This is a genomic window from Aquimarina sp. ERC-38, from assembly GCF_026222555.1.
Taxonomy (GTDB): domain Bacteria; phylum Bacteroidota; class Bacteroidia; order Flavobacteriales; family Flavobacteriaceae; genus Aquimarina.
Map to the genome: position 1 here is coordinate 3,953,000 of NZ_CP098511.1, position 21,937 is coordinate 3,974,936.

The 21,937-nt window shown below is 35.0% G+C and carries 14 protein-coding genes and 2 tRNA genes; 15 read left to right on the forward strand and 1 reads right to left on the reverse strand.

Going from position 1 to position 21,937, the window contains the following annotated elements:
* Positions 1-14: 14 nt before the first annotated feature.
* Positions 15-1,328 (reverse strand): IS701 family transposase, encoded by a 1,314-nt coding sequence (locus NBT05_RS16450; protein ID WP_322874206.1) that lies wholly within the window; start codon positions 1,326-1,328, stop codon positions 15-17.
* A gap of 617 nt (positions 1,329-1,945) precedes the next feature.
* Here NBT05_RS16450 and NBT05_RS16455 point away from each other — a divergent pair.
* From NBT05_RS16455 to NBT05_RS16530, 15 genes are all read left to right on the forward strand, one after another.
* A complete protein-coding gene (locus NBT05_RS16455) occupies positions 1,946-4,039 on the forward strand; it encodes a hypothetical protein (protein ID WP_265770994.1) in 2,094 nt (697 codons plus the stop codon).
* 429 nt (positions 4,040-4,468) lie between these two features.
* Positions 4,469-5,854 carry an ATP-binding protein gene (locus NBT05_RS16460; RefSeq protein WP_265770996.1) on the forward strand — a complete coding sequence of 462 codons (1,386 nt, stop codon included), beginning with the start codon at positions 4,469-4,471 and terminating at the stop codon, positions 5,852-5,854.
* Between the two features lie 4 nt (positions 5,855-5,858).
* Entirely contained in the window at positions 5,859-7,517 is a 1,659-nt protein-coding gene (locus NBT05_RS18395; RefSeq protein WP_322874186.1) for an FAD-dependent oxidoreductase, read from the forward strand.
* A 45-nt stretch (positions 7,518-7,562) separates the two neighbouring features.
* Positions 7,563-7,637, forward strand: a tRNA-Val gene (locus NBT05_RS16475).
* Positions 7,638-8,335: 698 nt separating this feature from the next.
* A complete protein-coding gene (locus tag NBT05_RS16480; protein WP_265770997.1) occupies positions 8,336-10,486 on the forward strand; it encodes a UvrD-helicase domain-containing protein in 2,151 nt (716 codons plus the stop codon).
* Between the two features lie 346 nt (positions 10,487-10,832).
* Positions 10,833-11,183 (forward strand): 50S ribosomal protein L19, encoded by a 351-nt coding sequence (gene rplS, locus NBT05_RS16485; protein WP_265770998.1) that lies wholly within the window; start codon positions 10,833-10,835, stop codon positions 11,181-11,183.
* A 408-nt stretch (positions 11,184-11,591) separates the two neighbouring features.
* On the forward strand, positions 11,592-13,808 hold the full coding sequence (locus tag NBT05_RS16490; protein WP_265770999.1) for an NADP-dependent isocitrate dehydrogenase: 2,217 nt from the start codon (positions 11,592-11,594) through the stop codon (positions 13,806-13,808).
* 333 nt (positions 13,809-14,141) lie between these two features.
* Positions 14,142-16,520, forward strand: a complete 2,379-nt coding sequence (locus tag NBT05_RS16495) for a TonB-dependent receptor (RefSeq protein ID WP_265771000.1) — start codon at positions 14,142-14,144, stop codon at positions 16,518-16,520.
* 4 nt (positions 16,521-16,524) lie between these two features.
* A complete protein-coding gene (locus NBT05_RS16500) occupies positions 16,525-17,355 on the forward strand; it encodes a DUF4249 domain-containing protein (RefSeq protein ID WP_265771001.1) in 831 nt (276 codons plus the stop codon).
* A gap of 30 nt (positions 17,356-17,385) precedes the next feature.
* A complete protein-coding gene (gene murQ, locus NBT05_RS16505; RefSeq protein WP_265771002.1) occupies positions 17,386-18,207 on the forward strand; it encodes an N-acetylmuramic acid 6-phosphate etherase in 822 nt (273 codons plus the stop codon).
* The gene (locus NBT05_RS16510; RefSeq protein WP_265771003.1) at positions 18,188-18,424 is read left to right on the forward strand and encodes a DUF6095 family protein; all 237 of its coding nucleotides are present in this window, start codon (positions 18,188-18,190) and stop codon (positions 18,422-18,424) included. Before murQ ends, NBT05_RS16510 begins: the two co-directional genes overlap by 20 nt.
* A 408-nt stretch (positions 18,425-18,832) precedes the next feature.
* A tRNA-Leu gene (locus NBT05_RS16515) sits at positions 18,833-18,916 on the forward strand.
* A gap of 32 nt (positions 18,917-18,948) precedes the next feature.
* A complete protein-coding gene (locus tag NBT05_RS16520; protein ID WP_265771004.1) occupies positions 18,949-19,218 on the forward strand; it encodes a YciI family protein in 270 nt (89 codons plus the stop codon).
* 303 nt (positions 19,219-19,521) lie between these two features.
* Positions 19,522-20,418 (forward strand): MerR family transcriptional regulator, encoded by an 897-nt coding sequence (locus NBT05_RS16525; protein ID WP_265771005.1) that lies wholly within the window; start codon positions 19,522-19,524, stop codon positions 20,416-20,418.
* Between the two features lie 25 nt (positions 20,419-20,443).
* Complete coding sequence (locus NBT05_RS16530) at positions 20,444-21,934, forward strand: phytoene desaturase family protein (RefSeq protein WP_265771006.1); 1,491 nt, start codon at positions 20,444-20,446, stop codon at positions 21,932-21,934.
* Positions 21,935-21,937: the final 3 nt, after the last annotated feature.

A 21,937-nucleotide genomic window follows, 5' to 3' on the forward strand; every position in this document is an offset into this window, starting at 1 on the left:
CCTACTTTGTCATCTTATGTTTTATAGTTTTTATTTTGATCTCTTAGAAGTTGGTTGATGTATCTTTTATGCTGTTTTAGAATAATGTTTATAGCTACTTGAGGTTTTTCTATTTTTGTTTTTATACATAGGCACACGATTTTTCTTAGGGTTGGTGCTGTATACTTTTGATCTTTAGTTTCTATTTTTAGTTTAGCAATCAACAGCATTGCCATCATACAAATTGCCATGTGGTTATGAAAACCATGCCATCCCCTAATTTGATAGTCTCCCATTCCCACTAGGTTTTTCCCTTCTTTAAAAATTTGCTCGATAAATATTCTTTGTCCTTGCTTTTGCGCTAGCTCTTTGATGTGGTCGTTTTCCATATTTGTCAAGGAATATTTAGTTTTTCCATCGGTATCTTTTCGAACCAGTAGTACCAAATCTAACCACTTGTTTTCACGGGTAAGAATTTGCACTTTGGCATAGTGGAACTTTGCTTTGAGAGTTCCTTTGGTTGATTCTCGAATTGTGATGTGTTCAAAATCATCTTCCAATAAGTTGGCGGTGTATTTGTCTACCCTGCATTTTTCATTTGGATCGTAATTGAAATAGATCAAATGGTCACTGCGGATATCCCCTATAAAATCAATACGGGCACCTATCAAATAGTCTAACAAAAAAGTAGCATTGCCATACAACGCATCGAAGTTCACGTAATCGAAGGCAACCCCTTTGATCTTTGCCTGTTCTATGATCTGCCATGCTATCTCTGGCTTGCTACAATGTTTTTGATCCTTAGGGATATTGCATTTGTCTCTTCTCAAACTATCACAATCCCATTCCTTTGGCATAAATAGGCGCATATCAATAGGGGCGTAATTTATGCCTTGCGAAAGGCCTGCTGCGACGGCTACTTGTCCATTATCTGTCTTACCAATACAGCCTAAATATTGTCTAGAAACACAAGCTGACATTTTACCTTTTTTACGAAAACCTACCTCGTCTATCAGTAGCGCAGTTGGTTGTTTGCCCTTGGCAAAGAGCTGTGAGGCCTCCATAGCTACTTGATCCATTAAGCCCTCATACGACCAATGACCACTATTGATAAAATGATTGATACTTTGCTGATCCAAACACGACAAGTGGTCTGCAATATTCTGACAGTTAGCTGTCTTCTTCTCTAATTTAAAAAGTGATTGAAAATAATCGAATGCATGTTGCCCGTAAGAGAACTTGACAATCTTAAAATGGGTGCTGAAATTTAAAAAGAAGGAGTTAAGGTTCGATTCAATAAACCCCAGAAATTCTGAATTCCTGGAATCATTTTTTTTGGTGGATACTATCTATTGTAGCCCACTTTTGTTTACTTTGTGAAACATAAATTTTTGCAGGGGCAAAATAATGTGTTTATTATCATTCACAAAATGTTTTGCCCCTTTTTTTCTAAGATGACAAAGTAGAATTAAGATATGGAGCGGAATAATCTTGCGATTTTGACTTTTTCCTTAAATCTTACTTTTATTGAATTTTAAGCAATATTTTAACGACAATCTCCCTATGTCAAATAGATAAAACCACTAATTGTATCGGTAAGATACGCAATTACCGTAAATAACTTCATAAGAGAGCATATTTTTCCTAAGGTTCCATTTGAGCTTTTTCTAAATTATCTTTATCAAAAAGTCCATTTTACTAATTATTTAATAAAAAATAGCTGTTAATTTTCTAATAATATAGGCAAATAACAATTTTTAATTAATAATTTTGAACCCGTGTTCATCGTCTAATTCTTAAAATTTAAATAATGCTATAGAAAATTAAATAAAAAAACTAACACGTATGGTTTTAAACATACATCACTTTCAAATTAAAAACAAGAAACAGCTATTTTATCACACTCTTTTTTAAAATTTAATAAGAAAAAGACTACACTATTAACTTACAAACTATAACTAAAAACATGAACTCAACTATTATCTCTCAAGGACTTAACCTTAAAAAGTCCATGATCTATTGCTTTCTTTTATGTTCCTTCTTATCGTTGGAACAGGCATTAGCAAAAACCTGGCCCTTTAGTAAAAATCAAAATGGGATTCAATTACAAAGTTTAATTGACCGGGCGGCCCCTGGGGATATCATTAGATTTACCGATGCCGGTAATTATGATTTGAGCGGTAAAGTGATTACCGTAAACAAAGCAATAATCTTTAGAGGAGCTAGTCCTGAAACTGATTATAATGTAAATACAAGAGGTAGTTCCGGTATTAGAACCGTACTTACTAATGTAATGTCTTTTGCAATTCGGTCAAATAACATAAGATTTGTAAACTTAAAAATTGAAGCAACAAATAATAACGTGGTCTTAATAGACGGTCGTTCTCAGAAATATAATACTAATTTTAGGTCGCCGGGGTATGTTGCCGATGATCAGTATTCAGGGATTGGTTTTAACAACGTTGAATTGTCCGGAGGATTTTATAGCTGTTTTGCCGGTAATGGGATGCAGGTAGAATTTAGAAATGTATCTTTTTTGGATTTTGGGAGAATAGGATATATTAACGATCGTAGAACACGAGTAAGTAAAATGAGGCAAGCTACATTCTTAAGATGTAGATTTAGACCTGCATCACCTAACGGACAATTTAGCTTTGATAGTAGAGGAATTTCACTAGATGCAGGTAATACTTCATTCCCCGTAGTATGGAATGCAGAAAACACCAGTATCCGCGAATGCCGTTTTGAGAATACCGGAATTGCCATTTCAAGGGTTAGAAGCGTTAGTATTCAAGGAAATACTTTCTTTGATGATAATGCTTATGTTGATATGATTCATGTAGAAGAATTTTCTAATAATATTACTATTGATAACAACCGTTTTGATTGTAGTGCTCAAACTACTCGAAGGGATTTTGAACGAAGTAGGATTATTACCCTAGATTCCGAATTACAAATAGTAACTGGTATTTCCATTAAAAATAATACGGTAACCGGACAGTATAACTTTTTTATTAGTGGGTATGCTCCAAATAATGTAAGTATTATCAACAACAACCTCCTTCAGTCGGAACCATTTAACCTTGATATCATCAATTTAAAGTATTATGAAAATAGAGATAAAACCGGAGAAGGCATGGCAGCTAATCAGGAGTTTGTTTCCAGAAATATTGTGATCAGAGGAAACACCGGTTTTGAAAAAGGAAGCAGAGGTTGTCAAATAAACGTACCAAAGAATGGTGGAGGTAATAAGGTCGACTTATCACAATTTGCGCCTGGAAAAGTGACTATGACTAAACTTGATAATCCCGTAGCATTAAGAGGTAACGGTATCTATGAGATTGTAAATGCAGGTAATACTAAGAGAAAGTTGGCATCAGATGGTAACAATGTTGCTTTGTATACTAAGGATGCCAGTGTAGATGATAATAGTGTAAAATGGCGGTTAACCTGGATTGATCCGTATTACTATTATATTAGAAACGTAGGGAACAACAGGCTTTTAGAAACCCATAAAGGCTATACGGAAAAAGAAATATTAGATAACCTTCCTGAAAATGTGTATCCGTTTTTAGCCTTTAAAGGTGCAAGATTTCCAAGGTGGATATTAAGAAAAGGAGGACGTAACGGTTTATTTAAAATTTTACCGGCAGGAAATGAAAAGCAGTCCGTTCTTGCCATGACAGGAGTTACTCCGGTACTAAAAATGCATAAGAAATTTAATCCGGAAGGTTCTCGTTCTATTCAGGAACCTAATAATTTCGGGCGATGGTGGATTTTACCTTCATCTGTGTCAAGAAGCGCGGATAACCTGGAGGAAAGTGGTACGGAAGGCTTATTAGTAACACTTGATTTGACTAGTGATATTGCTTCTTTATATTTTGAAGATGAAAGCACTCCTATGGTTCAGGTAACTCTTTACAACGCAGCAGGTATACCGGTACTAAAAGATAATATTTATACCCATACAGATAATGCCATAGATGTATCACAATTAGCTGGCGGAATATATATAGCACGTACTTCTAACAGTTTGGTAAAAAAATTGGTTGTAAAATAGAAGTATATTTTAAGATTTAATCTTTTATATTGCTTAGGTATACGAAGTATTTCAATATTTAAAACGCATTTACTCCTTCCCCCCGAAGGGAGAAATGTCTTAAACAGTTGGAATAACTCCTCCTTTAAATAAGGGAATTAAAGTAAAGTATCGTATAGGCACCTACCCTAAGATAGTATATTTAGAAGATTATAATTATAGTAAAACGGATTAAGGCCACCTATTTTTGGGTGGCCTTTTCTTCTGTTATTTCTAACGATATATCCTCAAATTCTGATGATCTATAATGAAAGGAATATAAAATGGCATAGAAGAATCCTATTCTTTTATGTTGAATTAGCTATATAAACCCACTAAATTTATCAAAACCTTAAGAATATCCCGAAGTACCAAGGTTGTTTTCCTATTTTAAAACTTCTATTTTTACATATGCCGTTATCTGTAGAAACCCTGCAAAAAATTCCGCAATTTGACGGAGTTCCGGATCAGCAATTACAATGGCTGATCGATAAATCCAGTTGTACTTCTTATGTAAAAGGTGAATATATTTTTACCAAAGGTGATCCTATTGATTCGTTATTTATTATCCTAAAGGGACATATTGAGATCAAATTAGAACAAAACGGAAATTACAAATTGGTTACTAAAATGACCGATCATCATATTGGCGGACTCCTCCCCTTTTCTAGGGCTAGCGTTGCTATTGGATTCGGTGAAGTAGTCAAAAAATCTGACGTGTTAATTCTTGAAGAAAAATATTTTAGGGAAATGGTTGCGCATCACTATGAACTAACCGAGAGTTTTGTTCATAAAATGACTTCACGGGTTCGGGAATTTACTAAAAGTAACGTACAAGCAGAAAAGATGATGGCTTTAGGAAAGCTTTCTGCTGGCCTGGCTCATGAATTGAATAATCCGGCTTCTGCCATATTACGAAGTGCCAAGTTATTAAAAGCACATCTGGCCAATGTACCGGAAAAATTTAAACGATTGGCTTCCCTTAGAGCAAGTGAAGAAGAAATTGATGTGATTAATACCATCGTTTTTGATCATATTAAAACCCGCAACCATAAACAATTAAAGTTATCCGAGCGCAGCATTAAAGAAGATGAGTTGGAATTCTGGTTAGAAGAACACGGGGTAGAAGATGCTTTTGAGCTTACGGAAACCCTACTTGATTTTCAGGTAGACAAAGATGATTTGCAAAAAATGTACGATTCTTCCGGACCTGGTAATTTTTCAAGTGCGATCGAGTGGGTTGAAAATGTGTTAACCACTGAAAAGATTGTGGATGAAATTAAAGAAGCTTCAGATAGAATTTCAAATCTGGTTAACTCCATAAAAACTTATACGCATATGGATCAATCACCTGAAAAGGTGGCTACAGACATCCACAAAGGTTTAAGTAGTACGCTTACCATGCTTAACCATAAGTTAAAGAAAAAGAATATTGAATTAAAAACGGAATTTGCAGAGAATCTTCCTGAACCTAAAATACTGGTCAGTGAAATTAATCAGGTATGGACAAACTTGATAGACAACGCCATTGATGCGCTCGAACCTTCCGGAGTATTAACAATTAAGACTAGTGAAGAAAATAATACTATAAAAACTGAAATTATAGACAACGGTAAAGGAATTTCAGAAGAAAATATAGACCGCATCTTTGATCCTTTTTTTACTACCAAACCTATTGGAGCCGGAACCGGAATGGGCCTGGAAGTAGTACAACGTATTGTACAGCAACATCAGGGCACCATTGAGGTAGTCAGCAAACCAGGACATACCGTATTTACCGTTTGTTTACCGATATAAAGTTATGAAAAAACCAATCATATTTGCCGTTGACGATGATCCACAAGTGATCCGGGCGGTAGCAAGAGACCTTAAAGCCAATTATAGAAAAGACTATAAAATTTTAAGTACGGATTCCGCTAACGATGCTATAGAAGCCGTAGAAGACCTAAAGAAAAAAAACGAAGTAGTTGCATTATTTCTGGTGGATCAGCGTATGCCTGAAATGCTAGGAGTTGAATTTTTAAGTAAAGCCAGGGAGTTTTATCCAAAAGCAAAGAAGGTATTGCTCACCGCCTATTCAGATACGGAGGCAGCTATCAAAGCGATTAATGAGGTTCAACTGGATTATTATTTAACTAAACCCTGGGACCCACCGGAAGAAAAACTGTACCCTACCCTAGACGATTTATTAGATGTTTGGCAGTTGGATTACCAACCTGAATTTGAAGGTATTCAGGTATTAGGTTATCAATACTCACCCCGTTCTCATGATATTAAAGATTTTTTGTCGGCTAATCTATTTCCGTTCCAATGGTTGGATGCCGAACATAGCGAAAAAGCTCAGGAGATTATTAAACTCCATGATCTAAGCCCGGGAGACATGCCCGTAGTTTCTTTTCCCGGAGGGGAATGCATCCGGAATCCGGAGCGAACTGTATTGGCTAAAACCCTGGGATTAAACGTAGAACCTAGTGAAGATATGTACGATGTGGTAATTATTGGTGCCGGACCTGCCGGATTAGCCGCTGCGGTTTATGGGGGTTCTGAAGGTTTAAAAACATTATTAATTGAAAAACATGCTCCCGGAGGGCAGGCAGGAACCAGTTCCAGGATTGAAAATTACCTAGGATTTCCTAATGGATTAAGCGGACAAGAACTAACACACCGGGCTATCAGCCAGGCAAAACGCTTTGGGATTGAATTTTTGTCTCCCCGCGAAGTGAATTCGATTACTGAAAAGGATGGTTACAAAAGTTTAAGCCTGGATAACGGGGAATGCATCCGAACCAAAAGTGTTATTATTACTACAGGAGTAAATTACAGAAAATTAGAGGCCGAAGGTATTGAAGAGTATACAGGTGCCGGGATTTACTACGGCTCTTCTATGACCGAAGCACAGGCCTGTAAAAATAAAGAAGTATATATTGTAGGTGGTGGAAATTCTGCCGGACAATCTGCCGTATACCTAAGTAACTTTGCAAAAAATGTATATATTGTGATTCGAAAAGAGGACCTGACCAGTAGTATGTCAAGTTATCTGATTGACCAGATCAATGTTATTGAAAACATCAAAGTTTTAGGGAATACGGAAATCAGGAAGGCAATAGGAGAAGATGAGCGATTAACCCAATTAGAACTTGACACCTCTGGTGAAACTAAAACAGTAGCAGCCGATGCGCTCTTTATTTTTATCGGATCCCGGCCTTATACGGACTGGGTTCAGATGGATATTATAAAAGACAAACGAGGTTTTATTGAAACCGGACGGGATCTTGTTCGCTATCAAGACTTTAAACATATCTGGAAAAAAGATAGAGAACCTTTTTTACTAGAGACTTGTAGCCCTGGAATTTTTGCTTCCGGAGATGTACGTGCCGGGGCGATGAACCGCGTAGCATCTGCCGTAGGTGAAGGCGCCATGGCGATAAAATTTGTTCATGAATATCTTGCAGAAATTTAAGGATGTCTACGGATATTTATAGATATTTGAAAAAAAATTATAAAAGGAGTGTTAGCTCAGTTGGTTCAGAGCACCACCTTGACAGGGTGGGGGTCACTGGTTCGAATCCAGTACACTTCACAGAGGATTGAAACTCTTTGGAACAACTTATTTAGTTAGGTTAAACCATTTGCCTTTTTTATAATTGTAATTGTTTAAAGATTTTTTAAATTTAAAAATTATATAATCACATAAACTTCATTATTTTAGAAAATAATTCTTTACTAGTTTATAAAGCAACTTCTTACTCATCCTTACCTTATACGTAATTTCGAATCACTAAATATGAACAGTTTTTTTAAACCAATTTTGTAGTTTAATTTAATCTTGTCTTAGAGTCATTAGTCAACCCTACTACATACTTTAGTTAGTTTTCTAATTTATTAAATTATATGAAGCAATAATTGCTTTAGTAAAATTTAAACCCTTTAAATCTTCAAAATTTACTTTATATTTAGGAATGTCATACATGGAAAGTAATTGTAACTCTTGGATCATACATAATTGCTATTAAGTGGAAGAATATTTAAAATCAATAAACATTTTATTCCCTTTATATTTGTAATATCTAAACATTTATTTCAATTACCGTCAAAGTATATTTAGCAATACAGGTAAGTGGTAATTAAAGTATGTTAGGATGCAAAATAAATTGGAAATATTTCGGATAGAACGGGAGATTACGAAGTAAACGTTCGGAAGAAAAGTAAAATTGGATTTACACTTAAAGAAACTATTCCAATAGGAGAAATTTCATTTATTTCGGAAGAAAGTAAATTATGCAAGATAATAAAACCAATTTAAGTGGATTAAATGAAAAACAAAAGCAGGCAGTTGTTTCTGAGTGTAAAAGATTGCTTGTTCTTGCAGGTGCTGGTTCGGGAAAAACTAAAACACTTCTTCAAAAGCTTATTTATTTAATTGAGGAAAAAGGTGTTAATCCAAGTAATATTTTAGCAATTACTTTTACTAAAAACGCAGCTAATGAAATGCTTGACAGGTTGATTCTTTCGGCAGATGACACCGAAGAATATGCTGAAATTCTTGCCGATAAATATCGAAGTACTAAAGAGAAAGAAACAGAACGTTATTTTTTTACTAAAAAATTTAAATGGATTGATAATCTAACTTTAAGGACTTTTCATAGCCTTTGTTATAGTATTATTAGAAATTTTGGAGTAAATGAATTTGACAACAAATTCAAAATTATTGGGGACACAAAAGCAACTAATAATGAATTTGCAAAATATGCGGCAACTGAAACTGCTTTTGAAGTCATTCATAAAATTCTAATTGAGCATTGTGAATCCAACGAGTATCTACTCAATCTAAAAAAGTATATTTTGGATTATATGATTGACAAGATTCATATTGAAAATGATACACGTTTTTCTCTACCAAAAAACGGTAAGTTTTATACCACCCTTAACGGAACAAAAGTTCGTTCAAAATCAGAGCAATATATCGCCGATTGGCTTTATCGACACAGTATTAAGTTCGAATATGAACCAAATGTAAACTTTAGGGATTTTACATTCAGACCGGACTTTTATATTCCGGAAGCAAATTTGTATTTGGAACACGTAAGTAATAAAAGTTTTCCTACGGAGGGAAAAGAGGAACAGTTCTACAAAGTAAATAAATTGCTTGTAAAGACCTTTGAACATCAAACAAAAGATACTGCCCTATTTAATGTAGCTTTAGAACGAATTATAAAAAATCGTCTTCCTTCGGATTATCACTTTGCTACGGCTTTATCATTTGAAGAAGAATTTAAAACTTATCATAAAGAAGTAAAAGATTTTTTACGCCAAACAATACGGGTGATTGATATGGTAAAAGTGGAAAATCAACTACCTACATCTGTTCTGGAACAATCTCAAGAAGATCAACATGAAAGAGTTAGGGATTACTACAAACTAGCCATTCCGATAATTGAGCAGTATCAATCCTATTGTACTAATAGATCGTATCTTGATTTTAATGATATGATTACAAGAACTATCTCACTATTTAAAAATCATAATGAAATTGCAGATAAGTTTAGAGAAAAATTTGAGTATATTCTTGTAGACGAATTCCAAGACGTAAATAATTTGCAAGTTGGGTTAATAAAACTTCTGCTAACTGATAATAACCAACTTTTTTGTGTTGGAGATGATTGGCAAAGTATTTATGGTTTTAGGGGGTCAAATGTAGATTATATTGTCAACTTCAAGGAACATTTTGACAAATCGGAAATTATAAAGTTAAGTATGAATTACAGAAGTACCGAACATATTGTCGGGGCTAGTAATGAAGTAATTAAACATAATAAATTTAAGGTCGATAAAGATGTTCGTTCCAATAAAAAGTCAAGTAGCAAAATTCATATCTATGCAGGTAAAGATGAAGCAAAAAATATTGAATACGTACTGGAGCAAGTAATGAAATTAAAAGATAAAGGTTACAAAAAAGAGGATATACTATTTTTGTATCGTAGAAATAAAATGTTTGATCCATATTTTGAACGATTTAAACAAGAGCGGATATTTGTTTCAGGTAAAACTATTCACGCCTCAAAAGGACTTGAAGCAAAAGCTGTTTTCATCATAGGGTTAACAGAAGGTAGTGGTGGATTTCCTGATATTTGGATGGAGGACCGAATCTATCAAATTATTAAAAAATCCAATCATGATTTACTACTTGAAGAAGAACGGCGACTTTTTTATGTTGCGATTACGAGAGCAAAAGATGACTTGTTCCTGATTACTGAAAAAGGAAACGAATCAAGTTTCCTAAAAGAAATTCCGGATGATTTCACCTTTAAGACAAGTATTCCTTTTAAATCAGTGATTGAGGAAATAATAATGTGTTCAAATTGTAGCAACCGATTAGACGAAGGTTTTGCTTTTTGTCCATATTGCGGAGAAGAACAAAAATTTGTATAATCAAGTTGTTAAAACAACTTCAATACGTACCAAAATATCTGTGTTTATTTTAAAGGTTTCGTAATTATTAATCAAGTTGACTAACTTCATACAATTCTAATCAGTTTATACAAATTACCGAGGTATATAAAATGATTTATTTATTCCCTAAATTTGAATTCAGATTTTTAGTATCCTACACATTTTAGAGTAGCTCTTTAAACCTAAAGCAGATGCACAAAAAATCTCACTTTTTTATAAAAACCTTTGTATACCCTGATTAAATTTATATTTTTGCAGCCAAATTAAAGAAACCTCTGGCGAAATCCGTTAATGTTATTTAATGATAAGTTTAAAAAATCTTAAAATGGAAGATTTAGTAGCGTACGTACAAAACGAATTTGTAACAAAAAATGAATTCCCGAAGTTTTCTGCAGGTGATACCATCACCGTATTTTACGAAATCAAAGAAGGAAATAAAACCAGAACCCAGTTTTTTAGAGGAGTGGTTATTCAACGAAGAGGATCCGGTTCTTCTGAAACTTTTACGATCCGAAAAATGTCAGGAACCGTAGGTGTAGAACGTATCTTCCCTATTAACCTTCCGGCTATTCAAAAAATTGAAATTAATAAGAAAGGTAAAGTACGTAGAGCCAGAATATTCTACTTTAGAGAACTTACCGGTAAAAAAGCGCGTATTAAAGAAAAAAGAGGATAATCCTTTATATTTCTTATCGAATATAGCTAGCCTATCTTTATAAAGCAGCGTTTTACTATAAAACAAAAAGCCACATGAAAATGTGGTTTTTTTGTTTTCAATAGAAATCAAAATATAAAATCCTATTAGCGAACGCTAATTCACCAATGATTCAAAAATAAATAGGCTTTAGTTTTAAAGAAATTTAAAAAAACCTTTTTAAATTAAAGATAAACTTATGAATTTGTAAAATAGGAGCTTTCACCAGTATTCCTGTTTAACAAAACGTAACTTTTTGTATCTTCGCGCTCGGAATTACGGTAAGCTCCACTAAAATGGCTACCGGATAATACTCTCATCAAACATTTAAAATTTGCTGATACGGGGAGGTTAACGACCGGAACCGCATCAAAATCTAATAACATACCTATGAGCTCTTCAAAAATTGTTTATACAAAAACAGATGAAGCACCGGCTTTAGCCACTTATTCTTTTTTACCAATTATTAAAAAATTTGTGGATGCCGCTGATATCAGTGTAGAAACAAAAGATATTTCTTTAGCTGCCAGAATCCTGGCTGTTTTTCCGGAATATCTAGCAGAAGATCAAAAGCGAAATGATGCACTCTCGCAATTAGGAAGCTTAGCAAAACAACCGGAAGCCAATATTATAAAATTACCTAATATTAGCGCTTCGGTTCCTCAATTAAAGGAGGCTATTAAGGAATTGCAGGAAAAAGGATATAAATTACCGGATTATCCTGAAGAACCTAATAGCGAAGAGGATAAAGAAGTTAAAGCTACATACGATAAAATTAAAGGTAGTGCGGTAAACCCTGTTTTACGAGAAGGAAACTCGGATCGAAGAGCGCCTAAGCCCGTAAAACAATATGCAAGAAAAAACCCTCATACGATGGGTGCCTGGAGTGCTGATTCTAAAACACACGTAGCTACCATGTCTCACGGAGATTTTAGACATAATGAAAAGTCAGTGACGCTTGATAAAGCAACAAGCGTAGACATTATTTTTACCAGAGAAGATGGTACAAAAAATACTTTAAAGAAAGGCTTGTCCCTACAAGAAGGTGAGGTGATCGACGCTACTGTAATGAGTAAAAAGGCTTTATTGCAATTTTTAACGGAAGAAATTCAAGATGCTAAGGAACAGGATTTACTACTTTCCTTACATATGAAAGCTACCATGATGAAAGTGTCCGATCCAATTATCTTCGGACATGTGGTTATGATCTATTTTAAAGATGTTTTTGAAAAACACAAAGATACTTTTGAAGAAATAGGAGTTGAAGTTAATAACGGGTTTGGTGACTTATTGTCAAAAATAGAAAAATTACCGTCAAACCAAAAGAACGAAATTTTAGACGATATCCAAAAAGCGTATGCAAAGCGTCCGAAAATCGCGATGGTAGATTCTGATAAAGGAATTACCAACCTTCACATTCCCAGTGATATTATTATAGATGCTTCTATGCCGGCAATGATCCGTAACTCCGGTAAAATGTATAATGCCGAAGGTCAATTACAGGATACTAAAGCTATCATTCCGGATAGTAGTTATGCAGGAATTTTTCAAGAAACCATTGATTTTTGTAAAGAACACGGTGCATTTGACCCAACTACGATGGGAACCGTTCCTAATGTGGGTCTAATGGCTCAAAAAGCCGAAGAATACGGTTCGCATGATAAAACTTTTGAAATTCAAGATCGTGGTACCGTACAGGTAATTGATACGGATGGAAAGGTATTAACGGAACACGAAGTAAATAAAGGAGACATCTGGAGAATGTGTCAAACTAAAGATGCCCCAGTAAAAGATTGGGTAAAATTAGCCGTAAACCGGGCAAAAGCTACACAAGTTCCTGCTATTTTTTGGTTGGATGAAGAAAGAGCCCACGATGCGGAATTAATTAAAAAGGTAAAAACCTATTTACCTGAACATGATACCGAAGGATTAACCATCGAAATTATGTCTCCGATAGAGGCAACCAAGTATACTCTTAAGCGTACTAAAGACGGTAAAGATACCATATCGGTTACCGGAAACGTATTACGAGATTATAATACGGATCTTTTTCCTATATTAGAATTAGGAACCAGTGCAAAAATGCTTTCTATCGTTCCTTTAATGAACGGTGGTGGTTTATTTGAAACCGGAGCCGGTGGTTCTGCACCTAAGCACGTACAACAATTTATAGAAGAAGGACATTTACGTTGGGATTCTCTTGGTGAATTTCTGGCACTGGCAGTTTCACTGGAACATATTGCAGACAAAGATAATAATGATAAAGCTCTGGTGATTGCAAATGCGTTAGACAAAGCAACTGAAGAATTTCTGGAAAATAAGAAATCCCCTTCTCGTGAAGTGAATGAATTGGATAACCGGGGAAGTCATTTTTACCTGGCATTATACTGGGCACAAGCTTTAGCAGATCAAGACAAAGACCAGGAACTAAAAGAACAATTCAGTCAAATAGCAAAGGAACTGGACCAAAAGGAAGAACAAATATTACAGGAGTTGATTGACGCACAAGGAAGCCCGGTAGACATTGGCGGATATTATATCCCGGAGGTAGAAAAAGTGGAAAAAGCCATGCGTCCGAGTACTACCTTCAATGCAATTATCAATTAGTAATCTATAAGGTCTTTTAATAAATTTATAATAGCCAAATCTTAGGTAGAAAAGCAGTGTAGTTATAAGCTATTAAGTAAAGGTTTTAATATAAAAGCAATAAGTTCAGGGCAGGCTGCTGTTTTTTTATTTATTCTAAGAAATACTCAGTTTTGCCTATATGATTGAGTAGTTGTCGTATTTTTTAAGTACGAAATGGGTATAAGCGTATAACCATTAAGGATTTAATAAAAAGATAACTTTTATATATCAGGATAAAAGTAGTTTTGCAACTTCGTAGGCTGTAACGAATATGTTGCATTTGCGTCTATTTAATAGTTAAATTGATCTCTTTTGAAAAATACTATACATTGTTGTATTATCTTTTTATTAATAACAACTACTCTATTTAGCCAGGATAAATTTACGCTGAGTGGGATTATTACCGAAAAATCCAGTAACGAAACGCTGATAGGTGTAAATATTTTGATCCCTGAGATTAATAAGGGAGTAGTCTCAAATGAATACGGGTTCTATTCAATTACCCTTCCGGAGGGAACTTACAAATTACAAATAAGCTATCTGGGTTTTAATGATATAGTTCGAGAAGTTGTATTAAAAGCAGACACAAAAATAAACTTTGAACTGGTAGAAGCATCTGAAACGCTGGATGAAGTGGTCATTACTGAAAACGTAGAAAAAACGGATATTAGGGATCCTCAAATGAGTGTAAACAGGTTAACTGCCGGAACTATTAAACAAATCCCGGTGGTGCTGGGAGAAGCAGATGTTATAAAATCCATCATCCTACTCCCTGGGGTAACTAATGCGGGAGAAGGATCTTCCGGATTTAACGTCCGCGGGGGTGCAGCCGACCAAAATTTAATTCTATTGGATGAAGCGACCATATTTAACTCATCCCACCTTTTTGGCTTCTTTTCAGTTTTTAACCCGGATGCTATTAAAGATTTAAAATTATATAAAGGAGGTATTCCCGCCCGATATGGCGGAAGGGTTTCATCCGTACTGGATATTTACCAACGAGAAGGAAATAGCAAAAAAATAAAAGCTAACGGGGGCATAGGATTAGTAGCCAGTCGCTTGTTAATCGAAGGGCCTCTTGTAAAAGACAAGGGCGCATTTTTGGTAGGTGGTCGGGGTACGTATGCACATTTATTTTTTCCACTATTTGACCTGGATAATACCGCTTTTTTTTACGACTTGAATACAAAGTTAAACTACCGGATCAATGAAAAGAATAATATTTTTATATCCGGGTATTTTGGGAGGGATGTACTTAGTTTTTCAGAAGTATTTAAAAATACTTACGGTAATACAGTAGTAAACCTTCGCTGGAACCATTTATTTTCGGATCAGTTATTTTCTAATGTATCTTTAATTTATTCCGATTACTTTTACGGGTTGGATCTTAATTTTGTTGGATTTGAATGGAATTCAGGTATTCGTAATTTTAATTTTAAATATGACTTTACCCATTATCTGGGAGATAGCTTTAGACTACGCTATGGAATTAACAATATTTACTACAGATTTAACCCGGGTGAAATAGAACCTAATACGGAAACTTCCGGAATCGTTGCGGATAAACTTATAGACAAGTATGCAAATGAACTTGGACTTTATCTGGATGTAGAACATGATGTGAGCAATCGTTTAAAATTGCAATACGGATTACGCCTAAGTAATTTTATCCGACTAGGTCAGGATGAACTTAACGTGTACGAAAATGATAATCCGTTGCTTTATGATGCTCAAACCCAAATTTACAGTGGTGCAGAACCTATAGCCACCGAATCCTTTAGCCGGAGCGAATCAATCAAAACCTTTACAAATCTAGAACCCAGGTTTGCTCTGTCTTATCTTATTGGTAACTCCAGTTCGGTTAAAATGAGTTATAACCGGATGGCACAATATTTACACCTGTTATCTAATACAAACTCCCCTACTCCGCTGGATGTATGGACACCAAGTGGAAAATACGTACAGCCACAGCTTTTAAACCAATATGCCTTAGGCTATTTTAAAGATATTAAAGAAGGTATGTACTCCTTTGAAACCGAAGTATTTTATAAGGATATAGAGAACCGTATTGATTATATTAACGGAGCAGACCTGATTGCTAATGACGCAATTGAGCGTGTTATCTTGAGCGGAGAAGCCCGTGCTTATGGTGCTGAAGTATTAGTCCGTAAAAACGAAGGGAACTTTACCGGTTGGTTAGCCTATACCCTTTCACGGTCAGAACAACGAACCCCGGGCAGGACTCCGATAGAAACCGGTATTAATAAGGGAAAATGGTACAACACTCCCTTTGATAAAACCCATGACATTTCTTTTACCGGTAGTTATAAATTTAATGATCAGTTAAAAATAAATACCAATTTTGTGCTTCAAACCGGACAACCTACTAACTTTCCGATAGGACAGTATACGTATGAAGGAGTGGTAGTACCTTTATATGACGGAGATACTCGTAATAGCGAACGATTACCTAACTATCATCGCCTGGATTTATCCTTAACCTTAACGCCTAAAAGGAATAAAACCAGGAAATGGAATAGCGAATGGGTTTTTAGCGTTTATAACATATATAACCGTAAAAATGCAGCTTCTTTTACTTTTGGACAAAATACGGAAACCCGGCAAAATGAAGCTGTAAGAACCGCAATCTTTGGCATTGTTCCAGCTGTTACATATAACTTTAAATTTTAAAGGAATGAAAAAGATTTTATATATTTTATTAGTAATTTTATATAGTAGTTGCGAAGATGTTATTGAGGTAGAAGTACCAACTGCCGAACCTAAGTTAGTAGTAAATGCAGCTATTAAACTCTTTCCAAATAATCCGGAAATCTTTTCAGAACTTGCAATTACTTTATCTTTAAGTTCTCCTTTTTTTGAAAATAAGGATACAAGAGTAGAAGGTGCAACTGTTTTTATCACTGACCTTACTACTTCTGAAGTTTTTAATTACCTGGAGTTCGGAGGACCGGGAAATGAAGGAACTTACTTTCCTGATTTTTCCTCATCTAATTTTGTTCCCAGGTTTGACACTGAATATGAGCTTACTATCATTTATAACGAAGAGGTTTATAAAGCTGTTACATCCATGCAACCTTCCGTACCCATTGATAGCGTTGTGAAAGGTAATTCCAGCCTTTTTCAAGGAGATGAAGTAGAAGTAATTATTACTATTACTGATAATCCTGATCAGGACAATTATTATCTATTTGATTTGGATCTTAACTTATTTCTACCTAGCGAAGACCGGTTTTTTCAAGGGGAAACCTTTCCATTTTCTTATTTTTACGAAATGATTGAAGAAGACCGCGAGTTGGAAATCAGACTTTTGGGAATTGACCGGGAACATTTTAATTATATGAATTTACTTTTAGAACAAAGTGGTCAGAACGCGGGTGGTCCTTTTCAGGCACCACCAGCCACCTTACGTGGCAATATTGTAAATACAACTAATCCGGATAATATTGCCTTGGGCTATTTTAGCATTTCAGAAACCTTTATTGAAAAATTTAATTTGTTTGAATAAAAAAACCCATATAAATCTTATTTTTAAAGGATGGCATTTATAAAAACCACCGAGCAGTCTTCTTATTATACCGATCTTGATAAAAAAAGTGTTGGCGAATTACTGCGCGGAATCAATACTGAGGATAAATCCGTTCCTTTTGCCGTAGAAAAAGCATTACCGCAAATTGAAAAGTTAATACTTGCCGTTACCAATAAACTAAAAAGTGGCGGACGTCTGTTCTATATAGGTTCCGGAACCAGCGGGCGTCTCGGTATTGTAGATGCTAGTGAATGCCCACCCACCTTTGGTGTTTCTCACGATGTAGTGATTGGACTTATTGCAGGAGGGGATCAAGCCATCCGGAAAGCAGTAGAAAATGCCGAAGATGATAGATCACAAGGTTGGAAAGATTTACAAGAACACGCGGTTTCACCAAAAGATGTAGTGGTAGGCATAGCAGCTTCCGGTACTACCCCTTATGTAGTAGAAGCATTACAATTGTGTAATAAAAACGACATTGTAACGGGTTGTATTACTTGTAATGAAGGTAGTCCGTTGGCAAGTACCGCTCAATATCCAATAGAAGTAGTTGTGGGACCTGAATTTGTGACTGGTAGTTCGCGTATGAAAGCCGGTACCGCCCAGAAATTAGTTTTAAATATGATTTCTACTACGGTGATGATTCAGCTAGGTAAAGTAAAAGGCAATCGTATGGTGGATATGCAATTAAGTAACGATAAACTGGTAGAACGAGGAATCCGGATGTTAATGGAGGAACTGACTATTACCCAAGAAGAAGCAAAAACTTTACTTGAACAATACGGAAATGTTCGCAGCGCAATCACTTCTTATGGAAAAACACACGGATAAAGAATTACTGGGTAAAGGGGTTCAACGAATGGCTATTGCCCTTATCCTAATGTTTGCAGGTCCGGTTGTCATACATTCTGCTTTTAATAATAAAGATCACTTTTTATATTATATCGTTTTAGGTGTAGGTGTGATCCTTGCAATACTTGCTATTTATATGGGTTTTAAAGGAATCAGAACAATTATGGATGCCATTTTCGGTAAAAGAAAATCATAAGTTTTGGCTATGATTTGAAGCCAATTATATATTAGATAGGCTCTAATTTAAAATAGCATAGATAATTCTAGTTCATATAAATTAAACCTATCCCCAGCCCTTCCGGAAACGAAGGCAGCTAAAATTTCTTTCCTTTGAAAAAAATTAAGATAGGATAGATAGCTATAAATAAAATAGCTTGATCAATTTTGATATACCAAGGCTGTTGTAAACTAGAGCCATTAGGTAACTATGTGGTATTTTCTTTAAAATGTAAAGGAACTATTTAAGTACTAAAACATATCTTTAATATAGAAGTTTAAAGTTCGTCTATACGACGTTTTTATTATTTAGTATAAATTTGCCTGTATAAACGTAGAATACCTCTTATCTTTGCCATTCTTTTTACAACGTTTACAAGGTTGCTATACCCGGGTGCTGGAACTGGTAGACAGGCATGGTTGAGGGCCATGTGTTCATTAGGACGTGTGGGTTCGATTCCCATTCCGGGTACTTTTATTTTTACTTACTAATCGACCCACTTGATGACACCTTACTACGCTTTGTTTTATGAAAAAGTTCCGGACTATATAGAAAAAAGAAAAGTATTCCGGCAGGAACATTTACAACTGGTAACTAGTTTTTATAAAAAAGGCTTATTACATATGGCAGGAGCTTTTGAAGATTTTGATCAGGCCGCACTACTTATTTTTACTACAGAAACTGCCGTACAAAATTTTGTTGATAAAGATCCGTACGTTATAAATAAAGTCATTTTAAACTATCGTATCATTATCTGGAATGTAGTAACCTAGTGAGATAATGATTATGACCTGCTACTATCGCTAAAGCATTTCATTTGTAAAATAGACAGTAGTTGGATCTAACCTATGGTTCTAGATTGCTGATGCATCAAATTGATAAGGTATATTTCCCCATATTCCATAGACTACTTTCAGGTGGAACACACCTGAGATATCATTATAGAGATTAAGCTGGAATGTGCTTTATCTGTTAATTTCCGTACTCATTTAACAAAATAACTATCATTTTTAACAGACTTGCCCGGTAAAGCTTAAACTTTTTATTTAAATTTGTTTAAGCTTTTTACATCATCTATGAACAATATTAAACAACATTTTAGTATTAAAGATTTAGAAAATCTTTGTGGAGTAAAAGCTCATACCATCCGAATTTGGGAGAAACGCTATAATTTGCTAACGCCTGACCGGACGGAAAGTAATATTCGTTCCTACAGTTTGCATAGCCTTCAGAAGTTGCTTAATGTGACTTATCTGGTGAACAGTGGTTATAAAATATCCAGGGTATCCAAATTAAATGAAGAAGAAATTAATGAATATGTCCGCCGAATCGTTTCGGATAATAATTCAAAAAACCAGGCAATAAATTCCTTTAAAATTGCCATGTTAAATTATGACCTTCAGCTATTTTTAACTACCTATGATAAGCTGACTGAGCGAAGATCTTTTCGACAGATATTTATTGATATCTTTATGCCTCTACTTACAGAAATAGGGCTTTTATGGCAAACAGATACAATCAGTGCTTCTCATGAACATTTTATAACTCATTTGATTAAGCAAAAATTATTGGTCAATACTGAAAAGTTACAATATGAAAAGCCGGTAAAAGAAGATAAGGCTTTTATCCTATATCTACCTTCTAACGAAATACATGAGTTAGGTTTATTATACGTGAATTACGAAATAGTTCATCATGGCTATAAAGCTATATACCTGGGTCCTAGTATAGATTTAGAAAGTTTACCAAATATGCTTTCTTTTCATGAAAACACAATTTTTGTCTCTTATTTTACCATCAAGCCTGAAAAACATAAGATCAAAGAATATATCAGTGATTTTGATAGGATTGTAGGTGATAAAAGAAAAAGTAAATTATGGCTGCTAGGAAGACAGGTGATGAATCTTTCTTCTGAAAATGATTCGTTACATAGCTATTTTCATTCCGTAGAGGATCTTTTGCGAAAACTTTAAATTAAATTTCAATTTTATATTCCGTATGTCCCAAAACATTGTCATCATAGGTTCTGGTTTCTCGTCATTGTCAGCTGCTTGTTATCTGGCTCAAGCTGGTAATAAGGTAACCATTTATGAAAAAAATGCTACGGTAGGTGGTCGCGCCCGGCAATTACATAAAGAGGGGTTTACCTTTGATATTGGACCATCATGGTACTGGATGCCGGATGTATTTGAAAAATTTTTTGGTGATTTTGATAAGAAAGTTTCGGACTATTATCAATTGGAAAAATTAAACCCTGCATATACTGTTTTTTTTGAAAATAGGTATAAAATAACTATCGAAGATACGCTTGAAAAAATATACGCTGCTTTTGAAAAAGAAGAAAAAGGCAGTGCTACAAAACTAAAGGCTTTTATAGCTGAAGCCAAATCCAATTATAACATAGCCATTGAAAATCTGGTGTATCGTCCGGGAGTATCCCCGTTAGAATTAGTAACTCCGGATACCATCAAAAAGGTAGGACAATTTTTTAGTACTATCTCCAGGGAAGTTAAAAAGGAATTTAAAAATGAAAAGCTCATTAAAATACTAGAATTTCCGGTGCTATTTCTAGGGGCTAAGCCTAGTGATACTCCGGCTTTTTATAGTTTTATGAATTATGCGGATTTCGGTTTAGGTACCTGGCACCCTAAAGGGGGTATGTACCAGGTGATTCTCGCTATAAAAACATTAGCCGAATCACTTGGGGTTCAAATTAAAACAAATGCTACGGTATCAAAAATAACCTCTCAAAGCGGTCTTGCTACCGGAATTATGGTAGACGGCAAAGAAATAAAGGCAGATATCGTATTATGTGGGGCGGATTATCATCATGGAGAGTCCTTATTAAAACCCGAAGATCGACAATACAGCGATACGTATTGGGAACGTAAAACTTTTGCTCCGTCTTCTTTATTGTTCTACGTTGGGTTTAATAAAAAACTAAAAAACGTAGATCATCATAATCTCTTTTTTGACACGGATTTTGATGCACATGCTAAAGATATTTATGACAATCCCAAATGGCCGGAGGATCCACTTTTCTACGCAAATTTTACTTCGTTAACAGATTTAAATACAGCACCGGAAGGATGTGAAAACGGCTTCTTCTTAATACCCCTTGCTCCGGGATTGCAGGATACACCTGACTTAAGAGCACAATACTTTAACAAAATAATAACCAGGTTTGAGTCTCAAACCGAACAAAGCGTTCAAAATAATATTATCTTTAAAGAGTCTTTTTGTGTAAAAGATTTTGTAGAACAATACAATTCTTATAAGGGAAATGCATACGGAATGGCAAACACATTATTACAGACTGCTTTTCTTAGGCCAAAATTAAAAAGTAAGAAAGTAAGGAACCTGTTTTTTACTGGTCAACTTACAGTACCTGGCCCAGGTGTACCACCCTCTCTTATTTCAGGAAAACTGGTTTCCGGATTGATTGAATCTGCAATAAAAGATATGAACCCCACGCTGGCAACGGTTTAAAAA

Excerpts from the sequence above, each read along its gene's own strand:
- NBT05_RS16525 (WP_265771005.1), top strand. The coding sequence starts at position 19,522 with ATGAACAATATTAAACAACATTTTAGTATTAAAGATTTAGAAAATCTT.
- NBT05_RS16455 (WP_265770994.1), top strand. The coding sequence starts at position 1,946 with ATGAACTCAACTATTATCTCTCAAGGACTTAACCTTAAAAAGTCCATG.
- NBT05_RS16520 (WP_265771004.1), top strand. The coding sequence starts at position 18,949 with ATGACACCTTACTACGCTTTGTTTTATGAAAAAGTTCCGGACTATATA.
- NBT05_RS16480 (WP_265770997.1), top strand. The coding sequence starts at position 8,336 with ATGCAAGATAATAAAACCAATTTAAGTGGATTAAATGAAAAACAAAAG.
- NBT05_RS16490 (WP_265770999.1), top strand. The coding sequence starts at position 11,592 with ATGAGCTCTTCAAAAATTGTTTATACAAAAACAGATGAAGCACCGGCT.
- murQ (WP_265771002.1), top strand. The coding sequence starts at position 17,386 with ATGGCATTTATAAAAACCACCGAGCAGTCTTCTTATTATACCGATCTT.
- NBT05_RS16510 (WP_265771003.1), top strand. The coding sequence starts at position 18,188 with ATGGAAAAACACACGGATAAAGAATTACTGGGTAAAGGGGTTCAACGA.
- rplS (WP_265770998.1), top strand. The coding sequence starts at position 10,833 with ATGGAAGATTTAGTAGCGTACGTACAAAACGAATTTGTAACAAAAAAT.
- NBT05_RS16500 (WP_265771001.1), top strand. The coding sequence starts at position 16,525 with ATGAAAAAGATTTTATATATTTTATTAGTAATTTTATATAGTAGTTGC.
- NBT05_RS16460 (WP_265770996.1), top strand. The coding sequence starts at position 4,469 with ATGCCGTTATCTGTAGAAACCCTGCAAAAAATTCCGCAATTTGACGGA.
- NBT05_RS18395 (WP_322874186.1), top strand. The coding sequence starts at position 5,859 with ATGAAAAAACCAATCATATTTGCCGTTGACGATGATCCACAAGTGATC.
- NBT05_RS16530 (WP_265771006.1), top strand. The coding sequence starts at position 20,444 with ATGTCCCAAAACATTGTCATCATAGGTTCTGGTTTCTCGTCATTGTCA.